Below are 15693 nucleotides of genomic sequence, written 5' to 3'. Positions count from 1 at the left end.
GGTGTGCGCGTGCAGTTGACGTCTTGAATCCTGGGTGGATATGTACTGCATATTAGGATCGTAATAATTGATTTGAAATTTCCATCGGACGCGCATCGTATTTGTCGCAATCGCCACTTGTGCGTTAATTCTGATCGTGACTGAATTTTCGGTGCCCACTCCGGGGTTTGCGAGGAGATTCGGCATACGTCAATTGACCATCAATGAGATCGACCAAGTGAGCGGTTGGTTTTCTGCAGGCGGTATCGCCATGGGCCTGGCTGGCGGCTGGGCCGGTGCCGTAACGGGTGCCGGTGTTGGGCTTGTTGTTGAAGGCCCGTTGGTGGAGTCGTAGGAGGCGGAGTTGGTGTTGCGATCGGCGGCCTAATCACGGTCGGATACGCGCTGTCGCAGCGATGACTGACGCCGTGCCGCCTCCCCTTTGCCTTAACAGGGGCGGCCTATAGGCGGGTTGTGGATGAGGCACATTTTACCGCTGCTTGCGGCACTAACTGTCTGCGCGGTTACGGCTATCGTGGGCGGATTCTTCGTTGAGGGGATCTTTATGCGCGGGCTGGTCACCGGTATTGGTACGTTGATCGCGCTCTTCGTTTCCCGCCATGTGTCGAGAAGGATGAGCACCGGCGATCATTGATCTTTTCGAGTGCTTGTACAGGCATCTGGATTGAGCTTCCATCAGCCTTGTTGAACTGACCGCCATGTGGGTGGCGACGCAGATAGAGTGCATGAGCGGCTGCTGGTTCATACGGGAGAAGGCGCATGGAGGCGATCCTCCAGACGGAAGCCTCGGAATGTGGCCTGGCCTGCCTGGCCATGATCGCTACCCATCACGGCTGTGTTACCGACCTGCGCGCAATGCGGCGGCTCCATCCGCTTTCCCTGAAGGGCGCAACGCTTTCCCAGCTGCTGGATATCGCCGGCAAGATGGGCTTCATGTGCCGGCCGTTGCGGCTGGACCTGGAGGACCTTGGGAAGCTGCAGTTGCCGTGCATCCTGCATTGGGACCTCAATCACTTCGTGGTACTCACTGGAGTACGCAAACGCGGCGTCACCGTTGTTGATCCTGCAATCGGCAAACGTACGCTGCCGTTGAGCGAGTTCTCGCGGCATTTCACCGGTGTTGCGCTGGAACTCAGCCGCACTGCGGAGCTGCGTGTCTCCCCGGCGGTACCGGCGATCTCGGTTGCGCAGTTGACCGGCAAGGTAAGCGGCCTATGGCGTGCGCTTGGCATGATCTTGCTGTTGTCGCTGGCACTTCAGGTTTTCGTGCTGTTGGCGCCGTTCTTCATGCAATGGATTGTCGATCACGTACTGATTGCTGCCGATCGCGATCTTCTGACCGTACTGGGACTTGGGTTCGCGCTGGCACTGCTGCTGCAGGTGGGAATCGGGCTGGTGCGTGGTTGGGCCATCATCCACTTGTCCGGCCGATTGGGGTTGCAGTGGATGGGTAACGTCTTCAGCCATCTGGTTCGCCTGCCGCTGGACTTTTTCCAGAAGCGGCATCTGGGCGACATCACCTCGCGGATGGGCAGCGTGCAGGCCATCCAGCGCACGTTGACCACCAGTTTCGTTGAGGCGTTGATCGATGGGCTGATGGCGATCATTACCTTGGGCATGATGCTGCTTTACAGCTGGAAGCTGGCGCTGGTCACGCTGCTGGCGGTGGGGCTCTATCTGGCCGCTCGTGCCATCGCCTTTGGCTCGCTGCGCAATGGCACCGAGCGACAGCTCGTTGCTGCAGCCCACCAACAAAGCCATCTGCTGGAATCCATTCGCGGCATGCAGTCGGTCAAGGTGGCGGGGCGTGAGACCGTGCGGCGCTCGCGCTACTACAATCTGATGAGCGAGACGATCAATCGGGATGTATGGCTGGCGCGCTTCGGCCTGGCCTTTGGAAGCGCCAATCAGCTGATTTTCGGCGGCGAGCGCATCGCGGTGATCTGGATCGGCGCGGGCTTGGCGATGCAGAACGTGTTCTCTGTCGGCATGCTCATCGCCTATCTGGCCTACAAGGACCAGTTCGCGCTGCGCATTGGTGGCCTGATCGACAAATGGATCGAGTTCCGGATGCTGCGCCTGCACGGCGAACGCCTCGCCGACATCGTACTGGCAGATCCCGAGTTGACGGACGGCGACTCGATGAGCGAGGGCGTTCCGGCCAATCTTCGCATCGAAATGGACGGGGCCGGGTTTCGCTATGCGCCCGGCGAGCCGTGGGTGCTGCGCAACTGCAGTTTGACCATCGAACCGGGTGAAGCGGTCGCGATCGTGGGCGCCTCCGGCTGCGGGAAGACCACCTTGGTGAAGTGTTTGCTCGGACTGTTGCCGTTGACCGAGGGGCAGATACGGATAGGTGGCGTGCCGCTGTCCAGGATCGGTATCGAACACTACCGGCGTGTCGTTGGTGTGGTGATGCAGGATGACCAGCTTTTCGCCGGCAGCATCAGTGACAACATCGCCTTCGAAGACGAGGGTCTGGATGAGGCGCGCGTGCGGGAGGCAGCTGGACTGGCTGCGGTGCACGATGACATCGCCATGATGCCGATGGGGTACAACAGCTTGATTGGCGACATGGGCACAACCTTGTCCGGTGGCCAGAAGCAACGGGTTATCCTGGCGCGGGCGCTGTATCGGCAGCCACGGCTGCTGTTTCTGGACGAAGCGACCAGTCACCTGGATGTGGAACGCGAGCGTCTGGTCAATGATGCGGTGCGCCGCTTGGATCTGACGCGGGTGATCATTGCGCATCGGCCTGAGACGATCGCCAGCACCGATCGTGTGCTGGTGATGCATGCGGGCGCGATCGTGCAGGAGTTCCGTCCGTCAGCACCGTCGCAGGGCGGGGTTGGGCGATGAACGGACTGTTCCGTCGGGAGGTGCTCGAGGCAAGGCGTGGAAGCTGGTTGGGGAGTATTTCACTGGCACAACCGGTGCGGCTGTGGGTATTGACGATGGGCAGCGTGGTATCGGCGGCGGTGGTGTTGGGATTTCTGTTGTTTGGTGAGTACACCCGTCGCTCCCGGGTGGTGGGGGAGCTGGTGCCCGATCTGGGGCTGTCGACGGTGATGGCGCCTTCCGCCGGCGTTGTCGCCATGTTGCATGCGGACGAAGGCGACCAGGTGCAACGGCAGGCGGCCTTGCTGCTTATCGACGTGCCGCGTGTTACGGCAGCGGGCGACGATGCGCTGAACGTGCTGCGCGAGGGCCAGCAGGCACGGATCGCCAGCGTCAATGAACTGCAGGACGCACAGGCGATGCAGTTGCGGACCCAGGCGCAGGGCCTGCAACTGCAACGTGATGCATTGCGTCGGGAATTGACCCAGATTGAAGGCGAAATCCAGACGCGTAGCGAGCAGGTTCGGATCGGCCGCGAGACCGTCCAGCGTTATCGCCAGGTCGCTGATCAACGCTATGTCAGCCTGGTCCAGCTCAACCAGCAGGAGCAGTCGATGCTGGACGTGCTCAACGCCCAGCAAGCGCTGCAGCGGCAGGCGACTTCCCTGCGCCGCAACCTGGCACAGTTGGAGCAGGCGCTGGCTGAAGTGCCGCAGCAGTTGCGGGCCGCCCTGGCCACGTCCAGCCGCGACCTGGCTGCGCTCGGCCAGGAAGCCGTTCAGATGGAGGCCGATGGTGAACTGCTGCTGCGTGCCCCGGTCGGTGGCCTGGTTGCCAGCCGTCTGGTCGAAGCCGGGCAGATGGTGCAGGCCGGGCAGCCGATCCTCAGTCTGTTGCCGGACGGATCCACCCTGCGCGCACAACTGCTGGTACCCAGTGCCGCCATCGGTTTTGTGAAGGCCGGTGACCGCGTCCTGCTGCGCTACCACGCCTACCCCTACCAGAAGTTTGGCAGCCATCAGGGAACCGTGGTTCGGGTGTCGCGCAGCGCGGTACCGGTCAGCGGCACCCAGCCGGAGCCGGGGGAGCCGATGTACCGGGTGCTGGTTGCCCTGGACCGGCAAAGTGTCCTCGCCTATGGGCATCCCGAGCCGCTGCGGCCCGGCATGCGGCTGGAGGCCGACATCATGGGCGAGCGTCGCCGTTTGTACGAATGGCTGCTCGAACCGTTGTACTCGGTGACCGGCAAGGTGGGCGGCTGAGCATGGCACGCACGTGCTGCAGCGCATTATCGAGGGCCGGCCGTGTCGGGGTAAGCTGCCGAGGCGGTCGGGGGCGGGGATACGGGTGGTGCGCCGGGGGATACGGCGCGCGCCGGGGCGGGCACCCGCAGCGGCCGCAAGGGGGCGCGCATGCAACGGCCAAGCGCCGCTGCCGCGTGTGGCAAGGCACCGGGTGACAGGGGGAACACATGGCGTATATCCATGCCAAGACGGCCGCTGGCCGTCAGGAAATCGAAGACCGCGCGCGGCGGCTGCCGCCGGCATTGCGCTCCATTCTGCTGATGGTCGATGGTCAGCGCGATGACGATGCGTTGACCGCATTGTTGCCGGGCCTGCGCGCGCCCGACGACGCGTTGGCGCAGTTGGCGCAGATGGGCCTGATCGAGGTGATCGGCGGGGCGGTGGCGCCACCGGCGGCACGCGCGCTGACCGCCGGCCGCGAACAGGACCCGGAGCTGTACAAGCAGCTGTACGACTGGATGAGCGAATCGGTGCGCAGGCACCTGGGCCTGAAGGGCTATTTCCTGCAGTTGAAGATCGAACGCTGCACCGATGCCGGTGCGCTGGAGAAGCTGTGGCCGGACATGGCCACGGCGGTGTCCAAGGCGCGCAGCCCGGCATTGGCCAGCCGCTGGCTCAGCGATACCCATGCGCTGTTGGCGGTACAAGCGCCGCCGCAGCCTGTTGCCGTGCCCGGCTGAGCGGGTACGACGCCCCGGCTGGCCGGATCCGGCCGGCGGGGTTACCTTGCCCGCCTACGCAGGCCAGGAACCGCACCGATGGACAACACACCGAGCAGCAACACCGGCACGCCCGGCTGGGATGCCCTCAATGCGGCGCTGGGCGCGCTGTACCCGGGGCAGGCGCCCAAGCACTTCGGTACCGCCGTTCCGCACACGCTGGGCGGGCAGGATCCGCTGGACGGCATCAGCGTGTACTGGGCGCCGTCGCCGCGCCCGCACTGGCATTACGTCACCTACGGCTTTTCGGAGCTGTATGACAAGCAGAGCGATGACCCGGCCGACAGCGGCTATGGCTTCGAGCTGACCTTCCGCGCGGCCGCCACGCCGAGGCAGGGCGCCGACGATGCGCCGCCGGTGTGGCCGATGCACCTGCTGCAGAACCTGGCGCGCTATGTGTTCGGCACCGGCAACGTGCTGGAGGCTGGCCATCATCTCGACGCCAATGGCCCGATCGCGCTGGAGACCGACACCGTGCTGCGCCACCTGGCGCTGGTCGAAGACCCGCAGTTGCCCGCGCGCGATACCGCCAACGGCCGGGTGCGCTTTCTGCAGGTGGTCGGTCTGGGCGAGCAGGAGATGGCCGCGGTGCGGCGCTGGTCCACGCAGGGGGTGTTGGCGGTGCTGGAACCGGCCATGCCGCTGTGGGTCACCGACCTGGGGCGTGGCGACCTGCTGGACGATCCGGCACTGGCCGCGCAGGTGGAGGCCGGCAGTGCCCGCGAGGGTTCCACCACCGGCACCCTGTTCGTCGAGACCCTGGGCTGGGAGCAGGACGGGGACGTGGTCGAGCTGGTGCTGGGGGCCGGGCAGGTGCCCGGGCTGCTGGAGCTGCTGCCGCTGCGCCTGGGCCACGGGCGCACGCTGACCCTGATGGACCGGGAGCGCGCCTGGCGCTTCGAGACGGGCGCGGCCGATGCGGTGCAGGTCGGGCCGGAGCAGGCGCACTGCAGGTTGGCCCCGGCCAGCCTGCGCGCGCTGCTGGACCATCTACGCGCCCAGCGCGGTGTCTACCCGCTGCCCGGCGGCTGGCTGCGGGTGCGGGTCGAACCCACCGAGCTGCGCGATGCCCAGGGCCAGGTCATCCGCACCCTGGGCTGAAACGCACAACGCCCGGCACTGCCGGGCGTTGTCCTTATATAAGCCTGTGCAGCGCCAGCCGGCTCAGCTCAGCCCTTCGGCCTGCAGTGTTGCCTGTACGCCCGGGTCGGCGTCCAGGCGCTGCTTGTAGGCGGCCAGGTTGTCCAGGCCGCCCAGGTCGACCTTGGCCCCGGCCGCCCAGCGCAGGGTGATGTAGAAGTACGGGTCGGCGAAGCTGCGGAAACCGGCCAGCCACTGGCGACCGTCCAGCTGCGCGTTGGCGCGTTCGAACAGGCCGCGCAGGCGCTTGTGCGCGGCGGCGCGGACCGCATCGAACTGGCTCTGGTCACCGATGAACTTGCCCGGCCCGAACAGCGGCGAGAACGCCGGGTGCAGGTCCGAGTTGACGAAGGACAGCCAGCGGGTGGCTTCGGCACGCTGGCGGGCACTGCCGTCACCGGCCAGGCCCGCCTGCGGGTAGGTGTCGGCGATGTAGCCCATGATGGCCGCGTTCTGGGTCAGGGTGAAATCGCCGTCGACCACCGCCGGCACCGAGCCGGCCGGGTTGATCGCCAGGAACGCCGGCGCCTTCAGGGTGTCCTTGTCGAGCAGTTCCACCTCGAACGGCTGGCCGGTCCACTGCAGGGCGATGTGGTCGGCGGTGGAGCAGGCTCCGGGCTTGCTGTACAGCTTCATGGGAACTCCGTTGCGGATCGGTGGAAGGTCAGCCGCCTACTATTCCAGAGCGGGCCCCGCATCCTCAACGGTATGGCCGTAACAGACCGTTACGACGCGCGCGGCTTGAGTTTCTGCACGCGATAGAAGGTGTGGTCGCCGATGGTGGCCACCTGGTAGGCATTGCGCCAGCTCGGGCTGGCGATGGCCAGCGCGGCGAAGTGGCTGGCGCCGGGCACGATTTCTTTGCGCTCGCCGGCCGGCAGGGCCCAGTTGCGCTCGGCATCGAAGGCCACGGTCATCGCTTCCTGCCAGGCGTCGGCATTGCCCAGCTGGGTGCCGGGGGCGACGATGGTCGGGGCGAACTGCTTGCGCGCGGTGACCACCTTGCACATCGAATCGCCCCACAGCCCGCTGTCCAGGCGGCGCAAGGCCACCTCGGCGACGGCTTGCTGGCCGCGCAGGGTCTGGTCACGCGCTTCGAGGTAGACCGTGGTGCTCAGGCACAGCGAATCGGCGGCAGGCTGCGGCAACAACTGGGACAGCCAGAGAATCCAGGCCAGTTTCATAAATCTCCTTGCTCCGTATGGGCCGCACCTGGCTGTCCATCCGATCATCCGGACGGGGCGAGGGTACGACTTGGCGTCATGGGGAGGCGGCCATCGGGGCCGCCCGTGGGCGGACCCGAACTGAAGATGGGGTCCGCACGCTCACTCGAACTGGGTGGTGAGCGGGAAAGTTGGCGCACGATAGGCGGCCATTTCCCAATGCATCCTGAACCTGGAGGCTTGACATTCAGGTTCAGGGCGCGGCCGGGAACACGGTTCCCGGCCCGTATTCAGGTCGGCATCGACCTGTTTCAGAAGTCGGCGGCGAGGTGGCTGCCCTGGTGAATGGCGCGCTTGGCGTCCAGCTCGGCGGCCACGTCGGCGCCGCCGATCAGGTGCGAGTTGATGCCGGCGGCCTGCAGCGCGGCGTGCAGGTCGCGGCGCGGTTCCTGGCCGGCGCAGACCACCACGTGGCTGACCGCCAGGGTCTGTTCCTGGCCGTCGATGCGGATGCGCAGGCCGGCATCATCCACGCCCAGGTATTCCACGCCGCCCAGCATTTTCACGCCCTTGGCCTTGAGCGTGGCGCGGTGGATCCAGCCGGTGGTCTTGCCCAGCCGGGCGCCGGGCTTGCCCGGGCTGCGCTGCAACAGCCAGACCTGGCGCGCCGGTGCTTCCGGGGCCGCCCTGGTCAGCGCGCCACGGCCTTCGAAGGTGGCATCCACGCCCCATTCAGCCATCCAGCGCGCCGGGTCCAGCGCCGGCGAGGGGCCGTCGTGGACCAGGAACTCGCCTACGTCGAAGCCGATGCCGCCGGCGCCGATGATGGCGACCTGGTCGCCCACCTGCACCCGGCCCAGCAGCACGTCCAGGTAGCTGACCACCTTGGCGTGGTCCGCACCCGGGAAATCGACCCGGCGCGGGGTGATGCCGGTGGCCACCACCACCTCGTCGAACCCGGCCAGGCTGGCCACGTCGGCCACCGTGTCCAGCCGCACTTCCACGCCGGTCTGCGCCAGCAGGTGGCCGAAGTAGCGCAGGGTCTCGTGGAATTCTTCCTTGCCCGGGATGCGCTTGGCCACGTTGAACTGGCCGCCGATCTCGCTGCCGGCATCGAACAGGGTGACCCGGTGGCCGCGCTGGGCGGCGACGGTGGCGCAGGCCAGCCCGGCCGGGCCGGCGCCGACCACCGCCACGCGCTTGGCCAGCGCCGCCGGGTGGTAGACCAGTTCGGTCTCGTGCACGGCGCGCGGGTTGACCAGGCAGCTGGCGGTCTTGTTCTCGAACACGTGGTCCAGGCATGCCTGGTTGCAGGCGATGCAGGTGTTGATCGCTTCGGGGCGGCCGGCGCGCGCCTTGTTGGCCCACTCCGGGTCGGCCAGCAGCGGCCGCGCCAGCGACACCATGTCCGCACCGCCGCCGGCCAGGATGCGTTCGGCCACGTCGGGCATGTTGATCCGGTTGGTGGCGATCACCGGCACCTGGACGTGCGGCTTGAGCTTGGCGGTGACCCCGGCAAAGGCCGCGCGCGGCACCGAGGTGGCGATGGTGGGGATGCGTGCTTCATGCCAGCCGATGCCGGAGTTGATCAGGGTGGCGCCGGCGGCTTCGATCGCCTTGGCCTGCTGCACGATTTCCTCCCAGTTGCTGCCGTCCTCGACCAGGTCCACCAGCGACAACCGGTAGATGATGATGAAGTCCGGGCCGCAGGCCTCGCGGATGCGGCGCACGATCTCCACCGCAAAGCGCATCCGCTGGGCCGCATCGCCGCCCCAGCGATCGGTGCGCTTGTTGCTGCGCGGGGCGATGAATTCATTGATCAGATAACCTTCCGAGCCCATCACCTCGACGCCGTCATAGCCGGCTTCGCGGGCCAGCCGCGCGCTGCGCGCGTAATCGGCGATATGCCGTTCGACCCCGCTGGCCGACAGCGCGCGCGGGGTGAACGGGTTGATCGGTGCCTTCAGTCTGGACGGGGCCACCGACAGGGGGTGGTAGGCATAGCGGCCGGCGTGCAGCAGCTGCAGGCAGATCTTGCTGCCGTTGTCGTGCACCGCGGCGGTCAGCTGGCGGTGCGGGCGCACTTCCCAGGGCCAGGACAGCTTGCCGCCGAACGGCTTGAGCCAGCCGACCACGTTCGGCGCGAAACCGCCGGTGACGATCAGCCCGACCCCGCCGGCGGCGCGCTCGGCGAAATAGGCGGCCAGCCGCGGGAAATCGCGGGCGCGGTCTTCCAACCCGGTATGCATCGAGCCCATCAGGATGCGGTTGCGCAACTGGGTGAAGCCCAGGTCCAGCGGCGTGAACAGATGGGGATAGGCGGTGGATTCGGCGGCTGGCGACATGTCGATACGCTTGCGTACGGAAGCGTGAAGCGTGCCGCGAAATGGTCCTGACAGCAAGGACCATTTCGCGGCACGGCTTCACGCTTGCCCAAGGTTTGCTGCGCAAACCTCGGGCCCCGGGGCATGCCACCAGACCCCCGCCGCTTCGCGGCGCGCCCCCTGACTCAGGGGGCTCCTTTCTCCAGATGGATTGCGGTAGGTAGCGACCGTTGGTCGCTACGCCCGGTAGTGCCGGCCGCTGGCCGGCTCCTCGTGTCGCCGGCAACGTGCAGTGCCGGCCAGCGGCCGGCATTACCGGGTGGTGATGGATTCCGGAGGAGCCGGCCAGCGGCCGGCACTACCAGGTGGTGATGGGTTCCGGAGGAGCCGGCCAGCGGCCGGCACTACCGGGTGGCGGTTGCGGGTGCGGCCTTGCCGATTCCGAACAGGGGCAGGGTGACCCCGCACAGCGGGCCGATCAGCAGCGCGAAAGCGAGGGTGCCGACGCCGACGTTGCCGCCCAGCCACCAGCCGACCAGCAGCACGCTGCCCTCGATCAGGCTGCGCACGATCCAGATCGGCCAGCCGCTGCGGGCATGCAGGCCGGTCATCAGGCCGTCGCGCGGGCCGGGCCCGAAACGTGCGCCGATATACAGGCCGGTGGCCAGCGCCACCAGCAGCAGGCCGCACACGAACATCGGCACCTGCAGCAGCAGGCCGTGCACTTCCGGCAGCACCCACAGGCCCAGCTGCGCGCTGGGGCCGATCAGCATCACGTTGAGCACCGTGCCCAGCCCGGGCTTCTGCCGGATCGGCCACCACAGCAGCAGCACCAGCGCGCCGATCACATTGGTGGCCACCCCGAACGACAACGGCGTGTGCAGGGCGATGCCCTGCGACAGCACGTCCCACGGCGCCACCCCGATCGCGGCGCGGATCATCACCGCCGCGCCGATTCCGTACAGGAACAGACCAAGCAAGAGTTGCAGCAGACGCAGGGGCAGTGAGGTGGGCATGACGGTGTCACCGGGAGGGCGTTTTAATGTAGGGCTACTCACTACATGCCGACAGATACAGATGGGCGCCAATCCGCGTCTACACATAGGCCCCGGGCACATGATTGCCCGGGACATGTACCGACCAACGGTCGGTACCTACAGGCCAGGTATCGCCGCGGTAGGTATCGGCCTTTGGCCGATAAGGCGCGCCCGCCCGCTCATTCCCAGCCGGACAGCACCAGCTTGCCGATTACCCCGCCGGTTTCCAGCCGGCGGTGGGCCTCGCGCAGGTTGGCTGCATTGATCGGGCCCAGGTGGGTGTGCGCGGTGCTGCGCAGTTCACCGGCATCGACCAGGCTGGCGGCGCGGTTGAGGATGCGGTGCTGCTCGACCATGTCGGCCGTGCCGAAGCGCGCCCGGGCGAACATGAATTCCCAGTGGATGCCGATGCATTTGGCCTTGTACGGGTCGCCGATGCGCAGCGCGCCGCGCGGTTCGACGATCAGCCCGAGGTGACCCTGCGGGGCCAGCAGTTCGCCGAGCACGTCCCAGTAGTGGTCGGTGTCGGCCAGGTTCAGCGCCACCTGCACTTCGCCGATGCCCAGCGCATGCAGCTGCGGCGGCAGCGGTTGGCGGTGGTCGATGACATGGTCGGCGCCCAGCTGGCGGCACCATTGCGCCGAGGCCTCGCGCGAAGCGGTGGCGACCACGCTGAAGCCGGCGTGCCGGGCCAGCTGGATGGCAATCGAACCCACCCCGCCGGCGCCGCCGATCACCAGCAGGGTCTGCCCGGCATGGCGGCGGTCGTCGAACTGCAGCGGCATGCGCTGGAACAGCAGCTCCCAGGCGGTCAGCGTAGTCAACGGCAGCGCAGCGGCGTCGGCGAAATCCAGGGTGGCCGGTTTGCGCCCGACCAGCCGCGCGTCCACGTGCTGCCATTGCGCGTTGCAGCCGGGGCGGGTGACATCGCCGGCGTAGTAGACCTCGTCACCGGGGGCGAAGGCGGTGACCTGCGGACCCACCGCTTCGACGATACCGGCCGCGTCATAGCCAAGGATGCGCGGTGGTTGCGCCTGCTGGTCGCGCGGAGCGCGCAGCTTGGTGTCCACCGGGTTGACCGAGATGGCCTGGACGCGGACCAGCAGGTCCGCCCCGGCTGGCGGACCGGGTTCGGGCAGGACCAGGTCGAGCAGGCTGTCGGGATCGTCGATCGGCAGGTAGTGCGTCAGTCCCACGGCTTTCATGGCAGCTCCGGCGGAGGGGAGGGTTTCATCATACGGCTGCTGACAAAGCTGTTTCCGCGCTGAATCGAATGCCGGGCGGCGATTGGTGCCGAATACGGCAGTGCACCGCTGAAAACCCGAGGGAAATGGCAAAACCCTTGTCATTGCTGGGTCTTGCGGAATTTCATCAACCTGTATAGGGTGCCACCAGCTGGACCGGGTAGAGGTCTGGCGGTCGTCTTCACATGTTACGGGACTGTTAACATCACCTTCACTCGCCTGAGCATAATGTTCGCGGCGGTGGCGTGCTGAATCGGCAGTCTGAAAACGACGCAGGTGCTGGCCCATGCCTCTACCGGTTTCATACCCCCGAAATAGGAGCTGTACTCAATGAACAAGAAGATCCTTACTGCCGCGCTGCTGGGCGGTCTGGCTTTCGCCCAGGCTGCATCGGCGCAGGATTTTGACGACCGCTGGTACCTGACCGGTTCGGCCGGCTTCAACTTCCAGGATAGCGACCGTCTGACCAACGACGCTCCGTTCGTTACCCTGGGCCTCGGTAAGTTCATCAGCCCCAACTGGTCGCTGGACGGCGAGCTGAACTACCAGAACCCGAACTTCGATGCCAACCAGGATCTGAACTGGAGCCAGTACGGCGTCTCGGTAGACCTGCGTCGCCACTTCATCTCCGAAGGCCGTGGCTGGAACCCGTACGTGCTGATGGGTCTGGGCTACCAGAAGTCGGAAGAAGAGTCCGTGTTCAACGCAGCTGGCCCGCGTGACCGCGAAGACGGCAACCTGGCCGCCAAGGTCGGCGTCGGCCTGCAGACCACCTTCGAAAAGCGCGTTGCTGTCCGCGCCGAAGTGGCCTACCGCGCTGACTTCGACGACCAGAGCGTCGCTGCACGTGACGAAAGCTGGTTCGGCGACGTGCTGGCTTCGGTCGGCGTCGTGATCCCGCTGGGCCCGGCTCCGACCGCTGCCACCGTTGCTCCGGCTCCGGTTGCACCGAGCTGCGCCGACCTGGATGACGACGGTGACGGCGTCAACAACTGCGACGACAAGTGCCCGGATTCGCAGCCGGGTCAGACCATCGGTCCGGACGGTTGCCCGGTGCCGGTCTCGATCGATCTGAAGGGCGTGAACTTCGACTTCGACAAGGCTACCCTGCGTCCGGACGCTGTTGCGATCCTGAGCGAAGCCACCGAGATCCTGAAGCGTTACCCGGATCTGCGCGTTGAAGTTGCCGGTCACACCGACTCGAAGGGTACCGACGCTTACAACCAGAAGCTGTCCGAGCGTCGTGCCACCACCGTGTATGACTACCTGACCAAGAACGGCGTGTCCGCTTCGCGTCTGGTGGGCCCGATCGGCTACGGCGAGAGCCGTCCGATTGCGCCGAACACCAACCCGGATGGTTCGGACAACCCGGAAGGTCGTGCAAAGAACCGTCGTACCGAGCTGAACGTCCAGAACTAATTCTTCTGGTAGTACAGTCTCAGCAGAGGGCCCGGCATTGCCGGGCCCTTTTTTTGTTCTTTTTCCGCCCGCGTGGCAAGCACGTGGCGTGCTTTGACCCTTTCCAGGCGCGGCGGTCGGTGGGTCGGGCGCTGGGCCCCCATGCCCTTTCCGGCGACGCCCCCGGCGTCGGCCTGCGGCCGCCACCTCCTCCTTACTTCGCCTCCAAGGGCATGGGAACCCAGCGCCCTACCCACCGACTGCCGTCAAAAAGCTTCGCGTCCACCTGCGTACCGCAAGCCGAGCCCCGTAGCAGCCGGTAGGCTCCTGGGCAAAGTAAAGGAGGAGGCCGCCCCGCGGCCGGGGGACATTTGCGCCAGGGGCCTACCGGCTGCTACGGGGCCCTCACGCTCGCGGATGACCGGACGAAGCTGGCTTTTCTAAAAGGCTTGGACAAGAAATCAACAATAAATCCAATAAGTTGCCGTATTCATTGAATGTGGGATCTTGAAAGCCGTTGTGGCACTGTTAAACTCGCCGCGTCACCCTATCCTTGGATGCATCCCATGCTGCGTATTGCACTGGCCGCCACGCTTGGCCTGGCCCTGGTTCCCACCGCCTACGCAGCCGTGGATTGCTCGGCCCACGCCATCAGCGCCGCGCCGCTGCCGTTGCCGGCCACCGCGATCGCGCCGGTGGCCGAAGAGCTGTATATCCGCAACGTGCAGCTGGGCATGCCGGCCGGTGTGCTCACCTCCAATTTCGATCAGCAGCAGTCGCTGGACCGCGTGCTGCAGCGCCTGCGCATCGATGGCTGCCAGAACATCGCCAAGGCGATGCCCGGCGCCCCGGCGATCAAACCCAACGATCCGGCTGCCTACAAGCCGGCGACCGAGTTCGACAACACGCCGTGGCGCTTCGACATGAGCCAGAACGGCAAGCGCATGACCGCCGAGGAATTCGACGCCTGGATGAAGGCGCGCGGCGTGCGCGTGGTCAAGGCGCGTCCGGTTCCGGCCGCTGCGCCGGCTGCCGCTGAAGCTCCGGCGGCGACCAAGCCGGGCGAGAAGAAGTAGGCCGCCGCGCGCGGAGCCCGATGAGTTCACGCCGGCCCCCTGCCGCGCCTGCCGCCCGACCACGCCGCCCGCAGCGGCGTGCGGCAGCGGCAAGTACCACCACTGGCGATGGCGCTCCGCGCCACGGCCTGGCCCGGGTGTTGTCCAAGGCCGGGCTGTGTTCGCGCACCGAGGCCGCGCGCTGGGTCGCCGGGGGCCGGGTGACGGTCGATGGCCGGGTCATCAACAACCCCGAATTCCCGATCGTCGAGGGGCGCCACCAGGTGCGCGTCGATGGCCAGCGGCTGGATGCGCCGCAGCGCATCCACTTGATGCTCAACAAGCCGCGCGGGCTGCTGACCACCGCCCAGGACGAGCAGGGCCGCGACACCGTCTACCGCTGCCTGGATGGCGCCGGGCTGCCCTGGCTGGCGCCGGTCGGGCGCCTGGACAAGGCCAGCGAAGGCCTGCTGTTGTTCAGCAACGACCCCGAATGGGCCGCGCGCCTGACCGACCCGGCCACCGGGCCGGACAAGACCTACCACGTGCAGATCGACGCCATACCCGATGCCGCGCAGCTGCAGGCGTTGTGCACCGGCATCGATGACGACGGCCAGCACCTGCGCGCGCGCCGCGCGGTGCTGCTGCGCAGTGGCGGCAAGACCGCCTGGCTGGAAGTGGTGCTGGAGGAAGGGCGCAACCGGCACATCCGCCGCCTGCTGGCCGCCTTCGGCATCAACGTGCTGCGCCTGGTGCGCGTGGCCATCGGCGGGCTGCCGCTGGGCACGCTGGGCAAGGGCCAATGGCGCGCGCTGAGCCAAACCGATCTGGACCTGCTGTATGCCGCGGCCGATGGCGCCGTGGCGGCACCGTGACTTCGTGGTCTGCCCGCCGGGCAGGCCGACCGACCCGGGCAAAGGATGGCCTTGCACCCCACGTTCCATTGACTACCGGGAGTATCCCCATGCATGCCAGCCTCACCCGTTCCCTGTTCCGCGGCGCCTGCCTGTTGTTGCCGGCCGCGCTGCTGACCGCCTGCGGTGGCCACATACAGGCGTCCAGGACCCCGCCGGTGACCGACAAGGTAGTGGAAGTGAAGACCCCCGAGCTGGACGGGCGCGGCAGCTATCGATTCCTGATGAGCGATGGCGACAAGCGCATGAGCGCCGATGAGTTCGACGCCTGGATGAAGGCCAACGGCATCCGCGTGGCCAAGGGCAATGGCCAGGACCGGGCAGCCGCCGCACCGGTGGTGGTGGCCAGCAAGGAATCGGCCAAGGACAAGAAGAAAAAGAAGAAATGACGCGCAAGGCGCGTCATTGCGTAGCGCCGGGCTCTGCCCGGCGATGTGAGCGGGGCAGAGCCCCGCTCTACGTCTGATCGCACGCGATGTCAGCGGGGCAGAGCCCCGCTCTACGTCTGATCGCACGCGATGTCAGCGGGGCAGAGCCCCGCTCTACGTCTGATCGCA

General features: G+C 66.7%; 13 protein-coding genes. 8 read left to right on the top strand and 5 right to left on the bottom strand.

What is annotated here, in order from left to right; all coding sequences use genetic code 11:
• Positions 1 to 759: 759 nt before the first annotated feature.
• The 4 genes from IC535_RS16765 (at position 760) to IC535_RS16750 (ending at position 5962) form a co-directional block, all read left to right on the top strand.
• Positions 760 to 2859, top strand: a complete 2100-nt coding sequence (locus IC535_RS16765) for a peptidase domain-containing ABC transporter (RefSeq protein ID WP_228886410.1) — start codon at positions 760 to 762, stop codon at positions 2857 to 2859.
• The gene (locus IC535_RS16760; RefSeq protein WP_228886411.1) at positions 2856 to 4100 is read left to right on the top strand and encodes an HlyD family secretion protein; all 1245 of its coding nucleotides are present in this window, start codon (positions 2856 to 2858) and stop codon (positions 4098 to 4100) included. The genes IC535_RS16765 and IC535_RS16760 overlap by 4 nt, the downstream gene beginning before the upstream one ends.
• Positions 4101 to 4309: 209 nt before the next feature.
• Positions 4310 to 4822 (top strand): hypothetical protein, encoded by a 513-nt coding sequence (locus IC535_RS16755; protein WP_228886412.1) that lies wholly within the window; start codon positions 4310 to 4312, stop codon positions 4820 to 4822.
• Between the two features lie 78 nt (positions 4823 to 4900).
• Positions 4901 to 5962 (top strand): suppressor of fused domain protein, encoded by a 1062-nt coding sequence (locus IC535_RS16750; protein WP_228886413.1) that lies wholly within the window; start codon positions 4901 to 4903, stop codon positions 5960 to 5962.
• 63 nt (positions 5963 to 6025) lie between these two features.
• On the opposite strand, the gene IC535_RS16745 is transcribed toward IC535_RS16750, so the two are convergent.
• The 5 genes from IC535_RS16745 to IC535_RS16725 form a co-directional block, all read right to left on the bottom strand.
• On the bottom strand, positions 6026 to 6637 hold the full coding sequence (locus tag IC535_RS16745; RefSeq protein WP_228886414.1) for a glutathione S-transferase N-terminal domain-containing protein: 612 nt from the start codon (positions 6635 to 6637) through the stop codon (positions 6026 to 6028).
• Positions 6638 to 6726: 89 nt separating this feature from the next.
• Positions 6727 to 7185, bottom strand: a complete 459-nt coding sequence (locus IC535_RS16740) for a cell wall hydrolase (protein WP_228886415.1) — start codon at positions 7183 to 7185, stop codon at positions 6727 to 6729.
• 290 nt (positions 7186 to 7475) lie between these two features.
• Positions 7476 to 9509: an FAD-dependent oxidoreductase gene (locus IC535_RS16735; RefSeq protein ID WP_228886416.1), complete on the bottom strand. Its 2034-nt coding sequence runs from the start codon at positions 9507 to 9509 to the stop codon at positions 7476 to 7478.
• A gap of 383 nt (positions 9510 to 9892) precedes the next feature.
• Positions 9893 to 10504, bottom strand: coding sequence for a YczE/YyaS/YitT family protein (locus IC535_RS16730; RefSeq protein WP_228886417.1), 612 nt, complete (start codon positions 10502 to 10504; stop codon positions 9893 to 9895).
• Between the two features lie 200 nt (positions 10505 to 10704).
• Positions 10705 to 11730, bottom strand: a complete 1026-nt coding sequence (locus IC535_RS16725) for a zinc-binding alcohol dehydrogenase family protein (protein WP_228886418.1) — start codon at positions 11728 to 11730, stop codon at positions 10705 to 10707.
• Positions 11731 to 12099: 369 nt separating this feature from the next.
• Between IC535_RS16725 and IC535_RS16720 the strand changes: the two genes are divergently transcribed.
• The 4 genes from IC535_RS16720 to IC535_RS16705 all read left to right on the top strand — a co-directional run bounded on the left by IC535_RS16720 (position 12100) and on the right by IC535_RS16705 (position 15525).
• Positions 12100 to 13188, top strand: a complete 1089-nt coding sequence (locus tag IC535_RS16720) for an OmpA family protein (protein ID WP_228886419.1) — start codon at positions 12100 to 12102, stop codon at positions 13186 to 13188.
• Positions 13189 to 13733: 545 nt separating this feature from the next.
• Complete coding sequence (locus IC535_RS16715; RefSeq protein WP_228886420.1) at positions 13734 to 14243, top strand: hypothetical protein; 510 nt, start codon at positions 13734 to 13736, stop codon at positions 14241 to 14243.
• Positions 14244 to 14263: 20 nt separating this feature from the next.
• Positions 14264 to 15097 (top strand): pseudouridine synthase, encoded by an 834-nt coding sequence (locus tag IC535_RS16710; protein ID WP_228886421.1) that lies wholly within the window; start codon positions 14264 to 14266, stop codon positions 15095 to 15097.
• Between the two features lie 89 nt (positions 15098 to 15186).
• Positions 15187 to 15525: a hypothetical protein gene (locus IC535_RS16705; protein WP_228886422.1), complete on the top strand. Its 339-nt coding sequence runs from the start codon at positions 15187 to 15189 to the stop codon at positions 15523 to 15525.
• Positions 15526 to 15693 lie beyond the last annotated feature (168 nt).

This window comes from Stenotrophomonas rhizophila, assembly GCF_020857975.1.
In the GTDB taxonomy this organism is placed as follows: Bacteria; Pseudomonadota; Gammaproteobacteria; order Xanthomonadales; family Xanthomonadaceae; genus Stenotrophomonas; species Stenotrophomonas rhizophila_C.
This window is presented reverse-complemented; position numbering and strand designations above follow the sequence as displayed.